Annotated in this window: 13 protein-coding genes; 3 read left to right on the top strand and 10 right to left on the bottom strand. The window is 35.0% G+C overall.

What is annotated here, in order from left to right:
- Positions 1-38: 38 nt before the first annotated feature.
- From DWV06_RS16690 to DWV06_RS16670, 5 genes are all read right to left on the bottom strand, one after another.
- The gene (locus DWV06_RS16690; protein ID WP_115483348.1) at positions 39-3,809 is read right to left on the bottom strand and encodes a LamG-like jellyroll fold domain-containing protein; all 3,771 of its coding nucleotides are present in this window, start codon (positions 3,807-3,809) and stop codon (positions 39-41) included.
- The gene (locus DWV06_RS16685; RefSeq protein WP_115483347.1) at positions 3,802-5,439 is read right to left on the bottom strand and encodes a Hint domain-containing protein; all 1,638 of its coding nucleotides are present in this window, start codon (positions 5,437-5,439) and stop codon (positions 3,802-3,804) included. The genes DWV06_RS16690 and DWV06_RS16685 overlap by 8 nt, the downstream gene beginning before the upstream one ends.
- Positions 5,440-5,602: 163 nt before the next feature.
- Positions 5,603-6,529 carry an AEC family transporter gene (locus DWV06_RS16680; RefSeq protein WP_115483346.1) on the bottom strand — a complete coding sequence of 309 codons (927 nt, stop codon included), beginning with the start codon at positions 6,527-6,529 and terminating at the stop codon, positions 5,603-5,605.
- Positions 6,530-6,554: 25 nt separating this feature from the next.
- Positions 6,555-8,306, bottom strand: a complete 1,752-nt coding sequence (pyk, locus tag DWV06_RS16675) for a pyruvate kinase (protein ID WP_115483345.1) — start codon at positions 8,304-8,306, stop codon at positions 6,555-6,557.
- A 22-nt stretch (positions 8,307-8,328) separates the two neighbouring features.
- Positions 8,329-9,279, bottom strand: coding sequence for a glycosyltransferase family 2 protein (locus tag DWV06_RS16670; protein ID WP_115483344.1), 951 nt, complete (start codon positions 9,277-9,279; stop codon positions 8,329-8,331).
- A gap of 184 nt (positions 9,280-9,463) precedes the next feature.
- Between DWV06_RS16670 and DWV06_RS16665 the strand changes: the two genes are divergently transcribed.
- On the top strand, positions 9,464-10,645 hold the full coding sequence (locus DWV06_RS16665) for a hypothetical protein (RefSeq protein ID WP_147289876.1): 1,182 nt from the start codon (positions 9,464-9,466) through the stop codon (positions 10,643-10,645).
- Between the two features lie 13 nt (positions 10,646-10,658).
- Positions 10,659-12,302 carry a DUF6020 family protein gene (locus DWV06_RS16660; RefSeq protein WP_115483342.1) on the top strand — a complete coding sequence of 548 codons (1,644 nt, stop codon included), beginning with the start codon at positions 10,659-10,661 and terminating at the stop codon, positions 12,300-12,302.
- A gap of 46 nt (positions 12,303-12,348) precedes the next feature.
- Here the strand turns inward: DWV06_RS16660 and DWV06_RS16655 are convergent, their stop codons facing one another.
- The 5 genes from DWV06_RS16655 to DWV06_RS16635 all read right to left on the bottom strand — a co-directional run bounded on the left by DWV06_RS16655 (position 12,349) and on the right by DWV06_RS16635 (position 19,769).
- A complete protein-coding gene (locus DWV06_RS16655; RefSeq protein WP_115483341.1) occupies positions 12,349-14,043 on the bottom strand; it encodes a 2Fe-2S iron-sulfur cluster binding domain-containing protein in 1,695 nt (564 codons plus the stop codon).
- 37 nt (positions 14,044-14,080) lie between these two features.
- On the bottom strand, positions 14,081-15,976 hold the full coding sequence (locus DWV06_RS16650) for an NADH-quinone oxidoreductase subunit NuoF (protein WP_115483340.1): 1,896 nt from the start codon (positions 15,974-15,976) through the stop codon (positions 14,081-14,083).
- A complete protein-coding gene (locus DWV06_RS16645; RefSeq protein WP_115483339.1) occupies positions 15,969-16,454 on the bottom strand; it encodes an NADH-quinone oxidoreductase subunit NuoE family protein in 486 nt (161 codons plus the stop codon). The genes DWV06_RS16650 and DWV06_RS16645 overlap by 8 nt, the downstream gene beginning before the upstream one ends.
- A gap of 416 nt (positions 16,455-16,870) precedes the next feature.
- Entirely contained in the window at positions 16,871-18,583 is a 1,713-nt protein-coding gene (locus DWV06_RS16640; protein ID WP_115483338.1) for an alanine/glycine:cation symporter family protein, read from the bottom strand.
- A 22-nt stretch (positions 18,584-18,605) separates the two neighbouring features.
- Positions 18,606-19,769 carry an FprA family A-type flavoprotein gene (locus DWV06_RS16635; RefSeq protein ID WP_115483337.1) on the bottom strand — a complete coding sequence of 388 codons (1,164 nt, stop codon included), beginning with the start codon at positions 19,767-19,769 and terminating at the stop codon, positions 18,606-18,608.
- 259 nt (positions 19,770-20,028) lie between these two features.
- Between DWV06_RS16635 and arcC the strand changes: the two genes are divergently transcribed.
- On the top strand, positions 20,029-20,961 hold the full coding sequence (arcC, locus tag DWV06_RS16630; protein WP_115483336.1) for a carbamate kinase: 933 nt from the start codon (positions 20,029-20,031) through the stop codon (positions 20,959-20,961).
- Positions 20,962-20,967: the final 6 nt, after the last annotated feature.

Below are 20,967 nucleotides of genomic sequence, written 5' to 3'. Positions count from 1 at the left end.
AGGAGTGCCCAAAATAGGCACTCCTTTAAGTTTATAATTTATATTAAGTTCCAGGTATTGTTATACAAATAATATGCCTTTTTCCCCGTCTCACAGTATTGCATTAATGGATATTGATTTGATGAACTAAAAAGAAACCTTTGAACGGATCCACGCACTTTTGCCTTATATACGCAAAAAGAGCCATCTCCCTTGGTTCTACTTTTAATAATGTCCATACGTCTTCCATCTGTTAAATCTGTGAGATAAAAACCATCAGTTCGCGCTGCCGGTAAACCTACCGGAAAATTATACGGCGGTGTATAATTAAGACCTGCATGATCACTTTCTACCATGCCGACTTTATTCACATAAATCCAATAAACAGGGTCAAAAGCCGCTTGGATGGAACTATTCCAATTAGAATCTCCTAATCTTAAATTATCACGTGAATTATTTAAATTCTTTAACAATTCATTTGCACTTGAACATATTTTATTGATATCTCTTCCACCACGTATTTCATTTAAGATTTCGCCAATAAAAGTTATAGCTCCATTATAATATCTTGCAAAAACTCCTCCTGGATTTCCATTAATATAAGTCGCATCTTTCATTCCCTCTAAATATCTCTGTAACTCAATATCCGTTTTTGTCCCTGCTAAGCAAGCATTAATTGGTGAACAAATACCTTCACAAAGGGTACTATAACTAACTGAATGGCATCTAGCCTGCCCCGGAGGACAAATGATAGCATCTGTAATTGCCTTTTCAAAATTTTCTCTGCCAGCGATATTTATACCTAATGTCCTGTTATCATAAGGAAAAAATCCGGTAGCAAGTAATGTAATTTTCTTTTTGGTTTCCTCTCTTGCTGCAGGTCCTCTAACCCAATGCTCATACAGAATATCCCTCATACAACTGGATCCTTCAATAAAAAAGGCTTCTCGGTAAAAATTATCATTTCTGGCTCCAACAGTCTCGGTATTGGTATCTGAAAAAATCAAATTAGCTGCTTCTAAATCTCTACCGTCGATATACCGTGCGATTAAACTACCATCGAAAATATGAGTTGTTGTTAATGTTCCATCTCCTGTCACTGCTAAATAATGAAGATCAATATCCTCAAGAGGTTCAAATGCGTCTTTTCCAATCACTTTAATCTCTCTGAAATACATTGGTGGTGGAAATCCTTCCTCCCCTGCTTTAATGAATGGCATTAGGGAATGTATACTCATAATTTTCATCTGATGTCCATTCAAATGACAATTATTGGCTATAATTAAACTACAATCCAGACAATTTACTAACAGTCCCGGCTCTGCCTGATAAGCTGCCTCAAAGCGTTCACTATCAAAGACAGGCAGATCAGATTCATCATTAATTTCAGAATATTTAGGCTCACAATCCTCAGGATAGCTAAACTTTCCAGAATGAAATAGCATCTGCATGGTCCTTGTTGCAATCGTTTCTAAAGTCTCTCCTACACCTTCATAAAAATTCTCTGTAAACAACATAGTATCTGAAAAAATCTCCAATGCTCCTATTGTCGGAAATTTTTCAGGATATGCGGATTCAATGCTCCATGGTTCAATAGGAACTTGATCTATAGAATAAATTTTGTGATAGCTTGCACCGATAAATCCTGTTAAACTACATTTCCAATTTAATTGATCCAGATACCTGCCTAGTGACCTGCCATTTATAGACTGATTCGATAATGGTATTTCAACATCATACTCTCCTGTTTCCTGGAAATTCACATTTATTCCTACTATATTTCCCAAAATCCCATCAGAAGAACAATTGGCACTGATAATTCCATTCACTACATCCGTATAATTCGTTTCATAGTAAAGCTTCACAAATATGGATATATTTGTTACCGCTGATTTTATATAGGCAGCAAGAGATGGATCTTTCATACTGCTGTTTACAACATCTACCCATTCAGGTATTGGAATTGTCTCTTGTGCATTTTTCCGGATATTCACTCCACTTATGCTGTGATCATCAGGAGCATGGTTAAATGTAATCGATTTAATAGAAACAAAACGATATTTAATTTCAGGATCATATGGCGGTGTTGGAGCTGGCGGCTCCTTTGTCTTCGTTTTCACTACTACAACAGTAACTAAAGCGATCAGCACTCCCCCGGCAATATAAAAAGCAACCTCTTCCTTCACAAAGACTCCTGTAATTGCAGGCACGACCAATACCTGAAACCCACTTGTTTTTCCATAAAAGGAAAATAGCAATTGATTTAATGAGCCTTTATCGTAAAGGACCTTCATCATATTTCTTACCTGTGTTTCAGTTAGCGTATTATAAGAAGCTAATAGATCCTGAACTTCCGGTTGCGGCAAAACTTCTTTGACCATAAGATCCATAATTTTCCCTGCTGGTTCTCCATTTTCTAATATTCCTGCTGTTGGTTCCAAACCAGCCTCTGCTTTAATGTATGAAGTAACAGCGCTAACAATTGTCATCACCTGCCACTTTTGAAACTCTGTATATTGTTTGCTACTTATACCATAATCATAGTTTATATTTCCAATATTCTCACTAAATACTGTGTTCTCGATAAAATCCATCTTTGCATCATCAGAAAATGCAATAAAACTTCCTGTCAGGTAATCACATGCTTCCTCTTCCCAGAAACCATAAAGTGCTGCCAAATAATTTTCATAAATGAACGGAGGATTTTCTACATATGCCGTTAACTTTTCTCCCGTCAGTTCTTGTTCAAAGATACTGACATAATCAACATATCCATTCAATGTCGTCTCTGCTCTGGGTCTGCCATTGATCAGAGTATTCCCAATTACAATATTTCCCCATTGCATAGGTTGTGGAACATTTGTAATGCTCTTTTCAACATCCTTGGTTCCATCAATATATAATTTTAATCGATTATCTTTATAGGTCACTGCAGCATCTATCCAGCTATAATCACATATATTGGTTGAAGATATCAGAGATTCAGTTCCCCATTTTACAAATAAAAAATATTTATCATATTGTTTTAAATATTTGACACCTAAGGTAAGTGCACTTTCTGTTCCCATTTCTCCATTCGTTACAATAACAGTTTCTTCATCCATCCCTTTGGTCAAAAATACCTTTGTTAAAATCGTAAACTGATTGCTTGCGAATCCACCTGGATTTACCTTATGGCTATTTGAGGGTAATGCAAAACCATTCCCTTCAAGAGTTAATGTTTTGATTAGATTCTTAATAGAACTTAGGCCGCTTACTAATATTGTCAAATTATTTTTCCCTTTATCGCTTCCCCTATACTCTGTAAAATCAAAACAGAATTCCATCTTTTCTGTACTAATTTTACAATCATATTGATTATTTACAATGTCAGCCTTGGTAAGACAAAAATTATACCCTTTTACCCTCCTAATGTAACCAACAAAATTTTCTCCTATTTTGTAGTAATTCTCATTCGTGTAAGAAGGCGAAATAATGTCTTTCTCGTAGCCCAATACCCCATTCATATAAAAAGATATCTTTCCACCATCATAAGTAATATCAAGTACATTCCAAGTATCCTCTGCGATTACCAAGGTATCTGTACCCGCTGCGATTTCTCCCAATCCGGCAGCTCTATAATAAATATGTCCATCTTCATACCCAATATCAAAGGTTCCTTCCTGTTTAAAGAATGACATATTTAAATCATAACGCCTCATATAAAAAGAGATACTGAACGAAAAAGGATCTCCACCACATAAAGAGTAGCCTTCGACAGGTAGCGAATAGGCATAATCTCCATTTTTCAGACCCAATGCAAAATAACTATGCTTATTTATATTACTCACCCTTTAGCCCCCATTCATAAAACATTTGATTCTTTCTCACACTTTCCTCCTCGTAACACCTGCCTTCAATCATTTTTTCTTTCTGCCAAAGGAAATGATGATTTTGCATCCTATTATCTCCTACAATAAATCCGTTACAAATCATTGTAGTTCCTTGTTCTTCATTCTCGTTATTAACAATAGATAAATCTAAATTGATGACCTCTTTTTCATTTACAGGATATATTGCAGTGATTTTGTTTGGTACTCCCATAAAATCTATAAGCATATCCTCCCCATTTAGATTCCCGGCTGTTTTTATACCCTTTTGAGTCATTAACGGATGTAGTTCCGTACACTTTATAAATCCTCCATTTTCCGTTTCTATACGCAGTAGAGGTTCTTCTTCGATTCCCCGCCAAATATTGGTAACCACTCCAACACTACCGACTCCTGTAGTAAGTTTTTCACCAATTCGGATCCTATTTATCTGCTTGTTACTACCGTCTGCCATTGTTACGATTGTATCTTTCGAAAGACAACCCCAAAGCAGCTTCAGAGGAATTGCTTTACAGATATTACCTATACTTGCAGGCACTGTACTACTAATAATAATATCTCCCTTCTTTCCATCAACCAAATAGAAACCAACGGTCATCTGTATTTGTGCTATATCTTGTAAGGGCAGCCTGGCAGTCGGTACATCATCTTTCCAGTCATAATTCAAACTAAAATCAAAACCATCGGTACTTGGCGTAAATCTTGAAACTATTTCATTTATTCTTCCAGCTGTACTGTACTGTGCCATACCTCTGGAAACTAATTTCAATAGAAATGTAGTAGGGTCAATTTTTTGAAACTTAGCAGTATTAGGCAAAAATTTTACCTTTCCATGAAAATCCAATAAAAGCCTTTGAATCCCATTATAAATTGCTTCAGGATAGCTTCGGTCCACAGACTCTCCAACAAGCGCTTCTCGATTATAGCAGATTATAATCGGATTATTTCCTATCTCACTTTTAGGAAACATTAATTCTACCTTGTCTACAAAATTAATTAATTCCATAACTTCCGAATCTTTACTATAAACTTGGGCTTTTAACAATGGTTTCTCTTCTTCCTTGGGCTTTTCCATCCAGACAACCGTATAATCTACCTGAATTTCTGTAGAATGAAATTCTGACGGATTAAAATCTGTTTCAATTGTAATAATAGTCTTAAATGAATTAGAAGTAGACTGAGATTTACCTGCAACCGGTTGTCCCGCTGTAGTTTTAATATCTAAATGCTCATCAATAAAAGCAGCATCTTCTACTAATGAAGTAATTCCTTCCACTTTTAACATCTTATCATCAAAAGAATAGCTGACTTGGCTGATATCAATTCCATCTACAAAATTCCTTCTTCTTTCTTCCTCTTGAAACAAAGTTTTATAATTCAACCCTAATCCCTGTTCATGCAAACTTTTCGTATCTTCATAAGCTTTAAAAAAACAAGGAAAATTTTCTTTTAAGTTTTCATATCCTCCATAAAGAGAAAGAAAATATTGGTTATGTACCTCATTTGAAAAATCTAAGTTTATGACTTCTCCTGGTTTTCTTATTTCTCCTAACAATTCCTGCCGCTTTTTTAGTATGGAATCTTGTATCATAGATTTCCTTCTTTCCACATACCTGTTTTGCAATCACTCCAGATCAATTCTCTTTATCTTATGCCGCAACTGTACTTTTATACACGAATCACTTACAAATAAACCAACTAAAAAACGTCCACATATTACGATTTAATTAATCGTATATGTGAACGTTATATATTTACAGAAACATAAATACAATTGGCAATGTAATTAAAGATAACAAAGTGGTCAATACAATTCCTCTTGTAGGCAAATCACTATCCAGGTCATATTCATTCGCCAATAACGTAGAAATATTCCCAATAGGCATTCCGGCTAAAATTACGGTAACACCCAAAATGACCGGATTATCAACAAAAGGTCTAATTAGAAATACCAAAGTAATCGGAAGTATTAATAATTTCAGAACAGCTACCTTATATAATTGTATATCTGAAAAAACTTCTTTTAACCTTGTTGCACCTAATGAGATACCAATCGTAATCATAGACAAAGGAATCGTAACACTTCCCAAATAATTAATTGTCGAAACTGCAAATTTAGGAAGTCTTATTCCAAAGGCAAAAATAATAATTGCTGCAATACAGGCAAGAACACCTATATTAAAAATCTTCTTGATCTGAAATTTTTCCCGTCCGCTTTTTAAATCTTTTGTTAACAGAAATATTCCATAAGTATAAACCAGAATATTAAAAGGAATAAGGAATATTGTAATATACAGAAGAATCACTTCTTTTCCATAGATACCGCTAAGTACAGGAATTCCCATAAACCCAATATTAGAAAATAAAATCATTAGATTACTCATTACTTGATCTTTCTTTGGTATTTTCGTTATCTTGGGATAAAAAAGTCCTAGAACTATAAGAATTATATAAATGATTACGGCCAGTAACGTTACTTGCATCATTTCCTTAAACGTCGCGGTTTTCTCATCTCCTAAAACACCAGATATAATTAACGCAGGATTAAACACATTTACAATTAACGTTGAGAGTAATCTGTTTTCCTCAAACTTGACTATTCCTTTACGGTTTAATAAAAAACCTGTCATAATCAATAGAAAAATCACTCCCATTTGGTTTAAAATTACGTTAATACTCATCTGCCTGTCCTTCCTATCTCATTCCTTAATTTCCAAGTACAATTCCTCTTTCGCCATCTACTGTAATAACAGAACCGGATTTCAATATTTGTGTTGCATGTTTCGCACCCAAAATTACAGGAATCTCCAAGCTGAGTCCAACTACTGCAGCATGAGAAGATAATCCATCTCGTTCAACAACAAGTGCAGATGCATTTTTAATATATTGCAACATTTCATTGTTTGTTTCTGAAGCTACAATAATATCACCATTCTTGAATTTCTTTTCTAAATCAGCTATATCATTACAAACACAAACACTTCCACGAGCTACTTTTTTGGTTACTCCTTTGGCAGAAATCAATACATCTCCTACCACTTGAACCTTCATTAGATTTGTTGTTCCGGAAACGCCTAATGGTACTCCGGCTGTCAAAATTACAACTTCACCTTTTTGAACCAATCCGGCATCTTCTGCTGCTGCCATAGCGGCATCAAATAAATCATGTGTATCCTCTTTTTCATCTATGCGTATTGGTGTAACACCCCAGGAAAGATTTAATTGACGTCTTGTTTCTTCTGTTGTACAACATGCAACAATCGGACAGTATGGTCTAAATTTTGATACCATACGTGCGGTACTGCCTGATTTGGTAACCGTAATAATTGCAGAAGCCTTTAAATCAATCGCAGTCATGCATGTCGCATGTGAGATTGCATCTGTTACATCATAACAGGAATGTTCTGAATGTTTATGAAAACGCTCACTATAATTTATGTCTGCTTCTGTATGAAGTGCAATTTTCACCATAGTCTTCACAGATTCAACCGGATAAAGACCGGCTGCTGTTTCACCGGATAACATAATTGCACTTGTGCCATCATAAATTGCATTGGCAACGTCAGTCGCTTCTGCTCTTGTAGGACGTGGGTTCTTCATCATAGAATCAAGCATCTGAGTCGCAGTTATTACTTGTTTTCCTGCTTTATAAACTTTTTTGATGATCTTCTTTTGAATAGCAGGAACTTCTTCTAATGGGATTTCAACACCCATATCTCCTCTGGCAACCATAATACCATCTGATACACGTATAATTTCATCGATGTTATTAACACCTTGTCTGTTTTCAATTTTAGAAATAATCTTAATATTATAACCAGCCTGCATTTCATCAAATATTTTACGGATTTCCAATACATCTTCTGCACTACGTACAAAAGAAGCTGCGATATAATCGTATCCCTGTTCAATTGCAAACACAATATCATTATAATCTTTTTCACTAATGTAAGGCATGGTAAGCTCTACACCAGGTACGTTCACTCCCTTATGATTCGATACCTTACCACTATTTTTTACCATACAGATAATGTCTGTATCCGTTAAAGCAGTTACTTCCATTCCAATCAATCCATCATCAATAAGAATTAAAGAGCCAACAGATACATCCTTTATTAAGTCTTTATAACTAATAGATACGATATCTTTTGTTCCTTCAACATCTCTTACCGTTAATGTAAAAGTTTGTCCTACTTTTAACTCTTCTTTTCCGTTTTTAAAGTTACCCAAACGAATTTCTGGTCCTTTTGTATCTAAAAGAGTAGCAACTGGAAGCTTCAATTCTTCACGGACACGTTTGATTCTTTCTAAACGTCCACCTTGTTCCTCATGATCTCCATGAGAAAAATTGAAACGTGCTACGTCCATACCTGCAAGCATTAAATCTCTAATTACCTGATCAGATTCTGTTGATGGTCCTAGAGTACAAATAATTTTTGTTTTGCGAATTTTTTTCATATATAATTCTCCTTCTGTATTATTAAATATTTTTTTCTTTTTCTAACTGTTTCATTCGAAAACCCGTTTTTTGTAATTCAAGCTCAAAGTCTTGTCTGTTCTTTTGACTAATTGTAGATAAAATAATACCTGCAAAATAAGCATGAATTGCTGCTAAAGCCACAAAACCACATACAATAAGTGTCGGAAAGTGTGGTACCAATCCTGTTTTTACATAGGTTATGATAACAGGTATTACAAAAATGGCAGCCAATAATGCCAGAACATTACCTAAAAATGAGAAAAATCCCATTGGTTTATAACTTCTATATAGTCTTATTATGGTTCTTAGAACCTTTAACCCATCCGAATACGTATTCAGTTTGGAAACACTGCCTTCCGGCCGGTCACGATAGTTGATCACAACGCTTTCAACAAACATATTTTTTTCGACTGCATGAATACTCATTTCAGTTTCTATCTCAAATCCTTTCGATAATACCGGAAAAGTTTTTACAAATAAATAACTAAAGGCACGATATCCTGTCATTATATCTTTAATATCGCTGCGAAACAAATAATTTATACTTTTTCTCACTAAATTGTTCCCAAAATTGTGAAATAACCTTTTGTTTTCATTAAAATAAGTAGAAGACAATCTATCTCCCACAACCATATCAACATTCTTATTTAAAACTCTATCAGCCATTTCCCTTGCGTTATCCGCTGGATATGTATCATCACCATCTGTCATAATATAGCATCTGGCATCAATATCTCGAAACATCCTTCGTATTACATTTCCTTTACCTTGTTGATATTCATAACGAACAATTGCACCTGCTTTCCGTGCTATCTGATCGGTTCCGTCTACTGAATTATTATCATATACATATATAGTGGCTTCTGGTAATGCCTTTTTGTAATCCCTGACTACCTTTTCAATTGTCTTACTCTCATTATAACAAGGTATTAGAATTGCAATATCGTCCATAGTCCCTCCATGTATTTTGTAGATTTTTATCGTTTTGTCTCCTAATAGTTTATCACAATATTCTCAATTCGCAATCATTTTTTCTGCATTTTTTTTATTTTTAACGTTTTACTGGTTTTTACAAAACTGCTATGCTACAATATTAGGGAATTTTACACAAATATGGAAAGGATTTTCTTAAAAAATGAAGCAAATAAAATTATTTATCATAACTACATTGAGTCTATTCATGATCTACATAATTTCACTTACTGTCGTATTTTGTTTTCCTAACCGTTGGATTCAAAATAATGTAGATTCATCTGTTGAAATTTTAACTTCAGAAACAGATTATCCTTCTTATGTCTTTCATTCTGATGCTGTTTCATTCGATAATTTTACAGATAAACTTATTTTACAGAAAGCGATAAAGACACAAAGCAATCCCCTGATCTATGCTATGGATATCGATAACTATGCCAGATATTGGCACGGCTATCATACGCTTACAAGGATATTACTTGTATTTTTCAACATACTTCAGATACGCTATTTATTAATGATGGTTTTTTACCTTTTATTCGGCATTACCTGTATCCTGCTATATAAACGTTTTAAACTGGCAGGTACGATACCATTTATTTTGTCAATGATAAGTATTTATCCCAATACAGTGAATACGTCTCTCCAATTTTCATCTGTATTTTTGTTGACTCTTATATTTACAGATATTATCCTTATTTTCTATGAGAAAATTAATTTAAAAAAGTTGTTGCTATTCTATATTTTTGGTTCTATTACCAACTTTTTTGATCTATTGACTACACCATTATTAACTTTAGGTATTCCTTTACTTTTTGTACTTTTGTTATCGGAAACTCAGCTTAAAAATAAGCTTTTCACGATCTTAAAGCTTAGTATTTCCTGGGCGGCGGGATATGGCTTTACATGGATAGGAAAATGGCTTTTCGGTTCACTTATTTTACAAAAGAATGTTTTTACAGAAGCCATAGAATCCATCTTTATCAGAACTAACGGAACAGAGACTTACTCTTTAGACCGGAAATTCACATATTTGGCAAATTGGCAGAATATTATTCCGCCTTTTTCCCTAAAATATGTTCTGGTTCTTTTCCTATTGTTAGGAATTGCCCTTTGTGTACTTTGCAAAAAATATGCTGCAACACGTAAAGTAATGTTGCAGATTCTTCCGCTTTTAATAGTAGGCGTTTATCCATTCATTTGGTATTATGTATTAGGTAATCATTCACAGGTGCATCATTTCTTCACCTATCGGACACAATTAATATTTTCATTGGCTGTCCTTTTATTCTTTTTCTATCCAATTATCGCCTGGTTAGAAAACTACTTTGAAACCAAAAAATAAGGTGGTATATTCTATGAAAAATTATTTAACTTACAATTGGAAACCTCATATAATATGTTTTAAACTTCCTGCATTTTTATTTTCTTTCCTATTTAGTTTTTGTATGATTTTGGGAAACAAAATTCATTTTTCGGGTAATGTAGGAGACAGTTATACGAAAAACTACTTTGACGATTTTGCTTTTACAGATTTCATCCTTGGATTACTCATATGGATTATAATCTATTTCATATATCAAATTTTAACTCTCATTTTGCAATGGTATCATTCAAAACATTCGCAAGAGCTGGTTTCACTTACTTATAAAAAGCAGCTCAAAATTTGGGGATTCAGTTCTTTGCTCTTATTCCTGGCATGGACACCCTATCTACTAGCTTTGGCACCAGGTTCCGTCTTAGGTGATTCTCTGCTCTCTATCGGGCAGGCTTTGGGCTACGCTCCACTTAATAACCATCATCCTGTTGCTTATACACTATTTGTAAAAATATTCATCAGCATCGGACAGCACTTTCACCATTTAAATCTTGGAGTCTTCCTTTATAGCATTACGCAATCGATTATTATGGCATCTGCTCTTGGCTTCAGCTTATTATGGCTCTATAAAAAAGGAGTACCGAAGTGGTTTTTGATTTTGGCGGGCTGTTTTTATGCTTTCTTTCCGATTTTTCCTGCTTATGCAGTGATTATGTGGAAAGATCCTCTTTTTTCGATTGCTCTTTTTCTTATGAGTCTGCTTCTTTACGATATCGTAGAATCTAATGGTGCTTTATTAGCTACAAAAAAGGGATGGGTTTTATATACTGTCATTACTTTAATCATCAGTTTTTTCCGAAATAATGGAATTTATGTCTGCATTGTTTCACTTATTTTATTAATTTTCATCTACCGAAAGAAATTATGGCGTTTTTATTTAATTGCATTTGCATCACTGGCTCTTACCTTATGGATTCAAGGTCCTCTTTATACTTCATTAGGGATTCAGCAAGAATCCGTAGAGGCTTATGGTATTCCGTTACAGCAAATGGGGCGCGTTGTGGCTCTTAACGGCAAGTTGACAGAGGAACAAAAAGAATTTCTCTTTCAACTTCTACCAGAAGAAACTTACAAAGAGAAATATACTCCATGCTTAGTGGATACTCTCAAATGGGATCCAAATTTTAACCAAAAGTACTTGGAAGAACACAAGGCTGAGTTTTTCAAGACCTGGGCTTCTATGCTTATCCCAAATTTTTCAGAATACGTGAAAGGTTATTGCTTGGAAACGTTCGGTTTTTGGAAAATAGGCGTCCAAAATGACTATGGATATATCGATACGTATATTTCAGAAAATAGCGTCGGTATACATCGAATTGATTTGTTTGAAAAATTCTTCGGAATTCCAATGGAATCTTTCTTTGCAAACTTTAAAATTTATATCGGTTCAGGTACCTTGGCTTTTGTTATGCTATGGTCAGCTTTTTCCTTATGGTCATTAAAACGTTCGAAAGAGATTCTTTGTCTGCTTCCTTCTTTCATTACTTGGCTCGTTATTTTAGTTGCGACTCCGGTTGCTTTTAGTTTGCGCTATGTCTATGTACTGCCTTTGGCGTTGCCTTTATTTATCGTACTGCCTTTCTTTAGAAGCAGAAAAAACAAGAAAAGGGCCCGCACAATTTAAGCGACAACCCTTTTCTTTTTCTTTTAATTCCAAATACGATTCTTATTTACTTTTGATAATGAACATGTAACATTTCATGTGCTCTATCTTTAATAACATTATCATATAAATCAATAACAGCCGGATTACAATCTGAGCATTTGATTTGTTCTGAACCATCTACATCATAAATGCCTTCTGTACGTTTTTTCTTATCTTTCAAATGTGAAAATGGTTGACCTGCACCTGCAATACATCCTCCCGGACAAGCCATAACTTCTACGAAATCATATTTTACTTCACCATTTTGCAGCTTTTTAATTAATGTTTCAGCATTTTGCAATCCACTTACAACTGCTACACGTAATACGCTGTTTCCAAAAGGAACTTCACTTTCTTTTATTCCTTTCATTCCTCTAACACCACTATATTCAATTTCTTTTAAACTTTGATGACTTTTATCTTCTACGACTCTTCGAATAGCAGCTTCCATTACTCCGCCTGTTGCGCCAAAAATGACTCCGGCTCCGGAATATAAGGAGTACGGCATATCTTCTCCCTCAGGATGTAATTCATTGAACACAATACCTGCTTCTTTAATCATATCTGCTAGTTCCTGCGTTGTAATTACATAATCTACATCAGGTCTGCCCTCTGTCATAAATTCTTCTCTAGCTGCTTCTGCCTTCTTCGCTGTACAAGGCATGATTGCCACAGAAACTGTTGTTTTACCATCCTCTTTATCAATTGATCCGTAATAATCTCTTAAAACTGCACCCATCATTTGCATTGGTGACTTACAAGTAGAAACATATTCCATCAACTCTGGATGTTGATTCTCTACATATTTTACCCAGCCCGGACAACAAGATGTAAATAATGGAAATTCATTGTTTCCACTCTCTATTTTTTTAATCAATTCTGCCGCTTCTTCCATAATCGTTAAATCTGCAGTGAAAGAAGTATCATAAACGGCGTCGAATCCGATTTTTCTTAATGCGGCTGTAATTTTTCCAATTAGATTTTTTCCTGGTGCATATCCAAATTCCTCTCCTAAAGCTACACGCACTGCAGGTGCGATTTGAACTACAACACGTTTTTTAGGATCAAAAATTTCTTCCCAGACCTCTCTGGTATTCTTCTTGATTGTAATCGCTCCGGTAGGACATACCGCTGCACACTGGCCACAATTCACACAATTCGTATCTACGATATTCTTTCCAAATGCAGTGCTGACGATCATATTGGAACCACGATGTGCAAAATCAATCGCTCCTACATTTTGAATCTCGTTACACACTCTTACGCAATCCCCGCAAAGAATACATTTGGATGGATCTCTGACAATTGAGTAGGAAGAATTATCAATCGGATCTTGACAGGCAGAATTCGGAAATCTGATGTCTCGAATCCCGAAACGATAAGCCAAATCCTGTAGGCTGCACTTTCCATTCTTGTCACAAACGGTACAATCTCTACAATGTGAAGCCAACAACAACTCTAAAATTGTTCTTCTGTAATGATATAATTTAGGTGTACTTGTTTTCACTTCCATTTTATCTTTTGGCGGTGTAGAACAAGACGCAATGATTCCTCCCCACTGATCTTCCACTACACACATCCTACATGCACCGAACGTAGACAAATCAGAATAATAACAAAATGTCGGCAAATCAATTCCTGCATTTCGGATTACTGTCAGAATGTTTTTTTCATCACTAAAACGCACTTTCATGCCATCTATCATCATATATTTAGACATCTATTTTTCTCCTTTACTTTTATACTTATCTTTTTCCCTAAACTAATTTAATCGCACTGAATTTACAGCTTTCCATACAAGCACCACATTTGATACATTTTGTTTGATCAATTTTAAATGGTGACTTGATCTCTCCGGAGATCGCTTCGACCGGACATTTCTTAGCACATAAACTGCAGCCTTTACACAAATCAGACTGAATTTCATAAGACAGCATAGCGGTACATTGACCTGCCGGACATTTTTTATCCACAACATGTGCGATATATTCATCACGGAAATATTTTAAAGTACTTAATACAGGAGAAGCTGCTGTTTTTCCTAATCCACATAATGCAGTTTCTGAAATTGTATTTCCCAAATCCTCTAATATTTGCAAATGTTCTAATGTACCTCTTCCTTCAACGATATCAGTAAGAAGCTCTAACATTCTCTTCGTTCCTTCACGACATGGTACACATTTTCCACAGGATTCATTTTGAGTAAAATTCATAAAGAATCTGGCAACTTCAACCATACAGTTCTTATCATTCATTACAACAAGACCGCCGCTTCCAATCATAGCCCCAACTTTTTTCAAAGAATCAAAGTCTAATGGAAGTTCCAGATGATCTTCTGTCGGTGTTACACAAAGGCATCCACCACTTGGTCCTCCAATTTGAACTGCTTTGAATTCACCGTCTTTCACACCGCCTCCTACATCAAAGATAACTTCTTTTAATGTAGTTCCCATTGGTACTTCTATTAATCCTGTATTTTGAACATTTCCAGTTAAAGCGAATGCTTTTGTACCATGGTTGTTTTCCGGTCCATAAGTTTTATACCATTCTGAACCTCTTACAATGATCGGAGGTACATTACAGTAAGTCTCAACATTATTTAATACCGTTGGTTTCTCAAAAAGACCTTTTTCAACGGTTCTAGGCGGTTTTACTCTTGGCATTCCACGATGACCTTCAATAGAAGCCGTCAATGCACTTCCTTCTCCACATACAAATGCTCCCGCTCCCTGACTGATTTGTAAATCAAAGCTAAAATCAGAGCCAAGAATATTCTCTCCTAATAATCCATATCTTTTCGCCTGTTCAATGGCTGTTTCAAGTCTTTCCACAGCTAAAGGATATTCTGCACGTACATATATGTATCCATAGTTCGCCCCTGTTGCAATACCTGCAATCATCATCCCTTCAATAACACAATGCGGATCTCCTTCCATCATGCTTCGGTCCATAAATGCACCTGGATCTCCTTCATCACCATTACAGACAACATATTTCACTTCTGAATCTTGTCTTTGTACTTGACTCCATTTTCTTCCGGTAGGGAATCCACCGCCTCCTCTTCCGCGAAGAGAAGCTTTTGTCACTTCATCGATAATTTCTTCTTGTGTCATTTCAAATAATGCTTTTTCAACAGCTGCATATCCACCGATGGCAATATACTCACGAATTGATTCTGCATTTATTTGTCCACAACGTTCTAATGCTACACGGGTCTGTTGTTTATAGAATGGAATCTCATCCTGTTTTTCAAAAACTTTATTTTCTTTGTCATGATATACCAAACGTTCTACAACATCATCGTTTAAGATACTTTTTTCAATGATTTCCTCACAATCATCTACTTTTACCTTTAAATACAACAATCCTGAAGGCTCTATTCTTAATAAAGGTCCCATTTCACAAAAACCATGGCAGCCACTCTTCTTTATGCCAACACTTTCTTCATGGGTTTCCTGTTGTAAAATAACATCGACCTTGATTCCCTTTTCTTCCATTAATACTTTCATTCTGTCATAAATATCTAAAGAACCGCCTGCAACACAGCCTGTTCCCCCACAAATAAGAATTTTTTTATGCTGAAGAGCAAGTGATTTTTGATATTCTGCACGAGCTCTTGTTAAATCTTCTCTCGTATTAATTCTATTATTCATTCGCTTCTTCCTCCTTGATTTTCGCAACTACTTGTCTAACTTTTTCAGGAGTCATGGTTGAATGAACCACATCATTAACTGTACAGACTGGTGCCAATCCGCATGCTCCCAGACATGATACGGTCTCTACCGTAAACATCATATCGTCGGTGGTATGTTTCGTCTCTGACAGACCTAACAATTTTCTGAATTCTTCCAATATAGGAATCGATTTTCTAACATGACAAGCAGTCCCATCACAAATTTTAATAACATATTTCCCCTTTGGTTCCAGTGAGAAATTCTCGTAAAAAGTTGCTACCCCATAAATTTTTGCTTCACTAATCTTAAGTTCTTTCGCAATATAGCACAATACATCTTCCGGAAGGTAACGATATATTTTCTGTACGTCCTGCATAATAGCGATAATTGATGAATCTTTATAATTATAATTCTTCAAAATTTCATCAATTGTCTTTGTTTCTGATTGATTTAGCATTCATATTCTCCTTTTATCTTAATTTTTTAAGTTCATAATTTTAGCTGTTCTTGCGATATAAATAGTAACGTTTTCCCTGGATTGTATTGTAACATGAATGTGAAGTCATTCACAATCATGCATATTTCACAAACTTTTCTTATGTATTTATATTATTTTGTAACTTTTCTACCAAGTTTCTCTTTTTTTATGATAAAATTGCATTTATAATCCCAAAACTTTACCATTTTAAGTAAAAAAAAATGTCATTTTTATATATTGGATTTCATTACCAGAACATGTAATTGCTGTATATCTAAGTTAGACAAACTTTTAACATTGTGATAGAATAGAATTTGGTTTTTTATACTATTTTAAATAGACCTCAAAAAAAGCCTGGATCTTATTTCCATGAATAAGTGATCCAGACTTCTATCTTATTTATTTCTAGCTATATATTCTTTTGTAAGCGTTATTACTTTACCGGATAATAATGTAATCGCAATTAAATTGGGAACTGCCATAAACCCATTTAATGTATCTGCAATATTCCAAACTAGTTCAAGTGACATGGTACAGCCAACAAAAACAATAATAACAAAAACTATTTTATATGTAAAAACTGCTTTTAACCCAAATAGATACTCCACAGCTCTTTCTCCATAATAGGACCAACCTACTAAAGTTGCAAAAGCAAATAGCAGAACACTGATAGAAACAAACTGTGCACCATATGGAATTATTCTGTCAAATGATCTTCCTGTTAAGGCCGTACTATCAAGTAATTTAATATTTTTATCTACTGAGTTCAAAGTATCATTGCGTAATTCAAAAAATTTATCACTTTTTGCATACCTTGCCAAATCTTTTCTCTTCTTCAATGCATTTTGACCTTGTGAAATAATTTTGTTTATACAGTCTTCTGCATTATATAACACATAACGCCCCTCGATCTCGCTGATATTACAGGTCTCCTTCAGATTATTCAGCCCACCTTGGGTAATCAATAAAACATTATTTAATGCCATTTCTCCTGTCTGTGTCGAAACAATTTCTTCCGACTCGGACAAAACCTCACTTGAAATTTGAGAAATATTATTTTTAATACTTGTATAATACTCTGCATATTTATCCTTATCGTACAATCCAGCTGTCAATATTACCAATGCTGTCATTGTGCATACAATCAAAGTATCAACACATACCTGAAAAATCCCCCACATCCCTTGAATGACTGGGTCTTTTACATTAGAAGCTGAATGCACCATAACTGAGGAACCTAATCCGGCTTCATTGGAAAAAACTCCTCTTGATATCCCTTTTCGTACAGCCAGCATAATGCCATACCCCAGAGCACCTCCTCCTGCTGCCTTGAAATTAAATGCTTCGCGAAATATAGAAGCAAAAGCAGCCGGTACATATTGGAACCGTATTACGATTACTGCGAATGCGCCTATCATATAAATTCCTGCCATGAAAGGCACTAATTTTTCCGTCACACCGGCAATTCGTTTTATCCCTCCAATCACAACAAGTGCAACACCTATCATTAGAACTATACCGGTCATAACCGGTGGTACATGAAATACTTCTTTTAATCCTTCTGCAATTGAATTCGCCTGCGTCATATTCCCAATGCCAAAAGAAGCCAGCACACAAAATAATGAAAAAATCACTGCAAGCCATTTACAATGCAAGCCTCTTTCCATATAGACCATGGCGCCGCCAATCCAATCGTTTTTTTCGTTTTTATATCTGTAAAAAATTCCTAACGTATTTTCTGCATAATTTGTCATAGTCCCGAAAAATGCGGAAACCCACATCCAAAAAACGGCTCCCGGTCCGCCTGCCGTTATGGCGGTAGCAACTCCGGCTATATTACCAGTTCCTAATGTCGCTGCTAAAGCAGTACAAACTGACTGGAACTGAGATATGGCATGCTTATCTTCACTTTTTCTAACATCTTTTTTTTTGAAACAGGCTAATATTGTATTATTTATCCAAATCTTTGCATTTGTGATTTGAAATATCCCTGTCCTTATAGTAAACATAATTCCAACGAACAGAAAAAAGACAAGCATGACCGGACCCCAAATGAAACCATTCAATATACCATTAAATTTAGTGATCCAATTTACGATATTGCTCACGAACTACTGTCACTTCCTACTTTTAAAGCTGTGCAATTTTATTTTCAATTTCCACCAACTGCTCTTTTGTAGGAACATATGCAATTTTAATTGGATCTAGTACAATTTCGAATTTGCAGGCTGTCAATTCATCATTTACTAATGTGCTTCCTTGTCCTCCCCAGCCATGTGATCCGAATGCAAATGCCTTTTTATTCTTTGGTGCAAGACCTTTCATATAAGTTAAAAAAGCACTAACGGTTGGTAACATGTTGTTATTTAAAGTAGGAGAACCTACCGCTATATATTTGGCCTTCAGTATCTCTGTCATGATATCTGATATATGATTTTCTTTTAAATCATAAAACTTAGCTGGTATTCCTTTCTTTGCAAAACCTTCAAAAATAGCCTTTGCCATCTTTTCTGTAGAATGCCACATAGAATCATATACTACAATTGCTTTCTCATCCGGAATTTCATTACTATAATATTCATATGCCTTAATAATATCTTCTACATGGCTTCTATAAATAATCCCATGACTAGGCGCTATCATATCGATATCCAGTCCTTTCACTATTTCTAGTGCTTTTCTTGTTTGTGCTCCATATAACATAAGGATATTAGCATAATATTTGATAGCTTCCTGCAAAACTACTTCAAAATCGACTTCATCATCAAAATATTTACTTGATGCTAAATGCTGACCAAATGCATCATTCGAAAATAATATCTTTTCTTCTTTACAATACGTAACCATATTGTCCGGCCAATGAAGCATCGGTGTTGATACAAAAGTCAATGTCCTTTTTCCAATTGACAATTCATCTCCTGCCTTCACTTCCTGATACTTGTAATTTTTTCCGTAATGAGCTTGCAAACCTTTTAATCCGCTAGGGGATGAAGTTATAATCGTTGCATTCTCAGCTACTTTCATTAATTCCGGAATTCCGCCTGAATGATCCATTTCTACATGATTGGATACCAGATAATCAATCTTTGCAGGATCCACAATTTCGGATATACGATCTATCAGCTCTTGTGAAAATGGTTCTTTCACTGTATCTAATAAAGTAATTTTTTCATCCATAATTAAATAAGCATTATACGAACTTCCTCTATTTGTGGAATACCCATGAAAGCTTCTTACATTCCAATCCACTGCTCCTACTGCATATATTCCATCTTTGACTTGTACTATATTCATATTCTACTACCTCCATTTTCTATTTATTTTTTTGGTTAAAAGTGCTAACTTTAAACTACCACATTATTATTTATGGTGCAATCAAAAAATTATAAAAAAGTTTCAGACTTCTATTTCTATATTGGTGAAACGACTCAGGATACGAAATTTTAATTGTTTCAGTTTATTAAATATGTTATGATACTATCCATAGAAAAAATATTTGCATCACAAAATTTTGTTTTGCATTCTTATAAAACAAACGAAATGAGGTATTTATATGGCAAAAAAGAAAATTGTTATTGCTCTTGGACATGATGCATTAGGAACTACCCTCCCTGAGCAGAAAATAGCTACTAAAAAAACTGCAAATGCAATAGCAGACATGATTCAAGATGATTATCAAATTGTGATTACGCATAGTAATGGACCTCAAGTTGGAATGATTCATATGGCTATGGCAGAATTTTACCGCCTTTACCCAAATTATACTGCAACCCCTATGTCCGTATGCTCTGCAATGAGCCAGGGTTATATCGGATACGATTTACAGAATGCAATCCGAACAGAATTATTAAACCGTGGAATTTTTAAGCCTGTATCTACCATTCTGACTCAAGTAAGTGTTGATCCGTATGATGATGCTTTTTATAACCCTTCTAAGATTATTGGACGTCACATGTCCAAAGAAGAAGCAGAACGAGAAGAGCAAAAAGGAAATTATGTAATTGAAGAAGCGGAAGGTTACCGTCGTATTGTAGCATCTCCAAAACCAACAGACATTATTGAAATCGATTCTATAAAAGCATTACTAGATGCAGACCAAATCGTAATTGCCTGCGGCGGTGGTGGTATCCCTGTATTAGAACAAGAAAATAACTTAAAAGGTGCCAGTGCGGTCATTGAAAAAGATACTGCTGCTGCTAAACTTGCACAGCTGATTGATGCTGATATGATGATTATCATGACCACAGTGGAAAAAGTATATTTAGACTATCAGAAAGAAACACAAAAACCTATTGATACACTTACTGTGGAACAGGCAAGAGAATATATCGCCGAAGGACAATTTGGGGCTGGAACCATGCTTCCCAAAATAGAAGCTGCAATCGACTTTATTGGCGATTCTAATACCAGATGTGTTCTTATCACAAAACTTGCAACAGCAAAAGATGGACTTAATGGTAAGACCGGTACACTAATTACAAAGTAAGGGCAA

Origin of the sequence: Anaerosacchariphilus polymeriproducens (assembly GCF_003363435.1) — a bacterium.
Taxonomy (GTDB): domain Bacteria; phylum Bacillota; class Clostridia; order Lachnospirales; family Lachnospiraceae; genus Anaerosacchariphilus; species Anaerosacchariphilus polymeriproducens.
This window is presented reverse-complemented; position numbering and strand designations above follow the sequence as displayed.

What these genes read in the sequence shown, in the direction of transcription:
- DWV06_RS16685 (WP_115483347.1), bottom strand. Translation starts at nt 5,439, where the DNA reads ATGATACAAGATTCCATACTAAAAAAGCGGCAGGAATTGTTAGGAGAA.
- DWV06_RS16680 (WP_115483346.1), bottom strand. Translation starts at nt 6,529, where the DNA reads ATGAGTATTAACGTAATTTTAAACCAAATGGGAGTGATTTTTCTATTG.
- pyk (WP_115483345.1), bottom strand. Translation starts at nt 8,306, where the DNA reads ATGAAAAAAATTCGCAAAACAAAAATTATTTGTACTCTAGGACCATCA.
- DWV06_RS16670 (WP_115483344.1), bottom strand. Translation starts at nt 9,279, where the DNA reads ATGGACGATATTGCAATTCTAATACCTTGTTATAATGAGAGTAAGACA.
- DWV06_RS16665 (WP_147289876.1), top strand. Translation starts at nt 9,464, where the DNA reads ATGAAGCAAATAAAATTATTTATCATAACTACATTGAGTCTATTCATG.
- DWV06_RS16660 (WP_115483342.1), top strand. Translation starts at nt 10,659, where the DNA reads ATGAAAAATTATTTAACTTACAATTGGAAACCTCATATAATATGTTTT.
- DWV06_RS16655 (WP_115483341.1), bottom strand. Translation starts at nt 14,043, where the DNA reads ATGTCTAAATATATGATGATAGATGGCATGAAAGTGCGTTTTAGTGAT.
- DWV06_RS16650 (WP_115483340.1), bottom strand. Translation starts at nt 15,976, where the DNA reads ATGAATAATAGAATTAATACGAGAGAAGATTTAACAAGAGCTCGTGCA.
- DWV06_RS16645 (WP_115483339.1), bottom strand. Translation starts at nt 16,454, where the DNA reads ATGCTAAATCAATCAGAAACAAAGACAATTGATGAAATTTTGAAGAAT.
- DWV06_RS16635 (WP_115483337.1), bottom strand. Translation starts at nt 19,769, where the DNA reads ATGAATATAGTACAAGTCAAAGATGGAATATATGCAGTAGGAGCAGTG.
- arcC (WP_115483336.1), top strand. Translation starts at nt 20,029, where the DNA reads ATGGCAAAAAAGAAAATTGTTATTGCTCTTGGACATGATGCATTAGGA.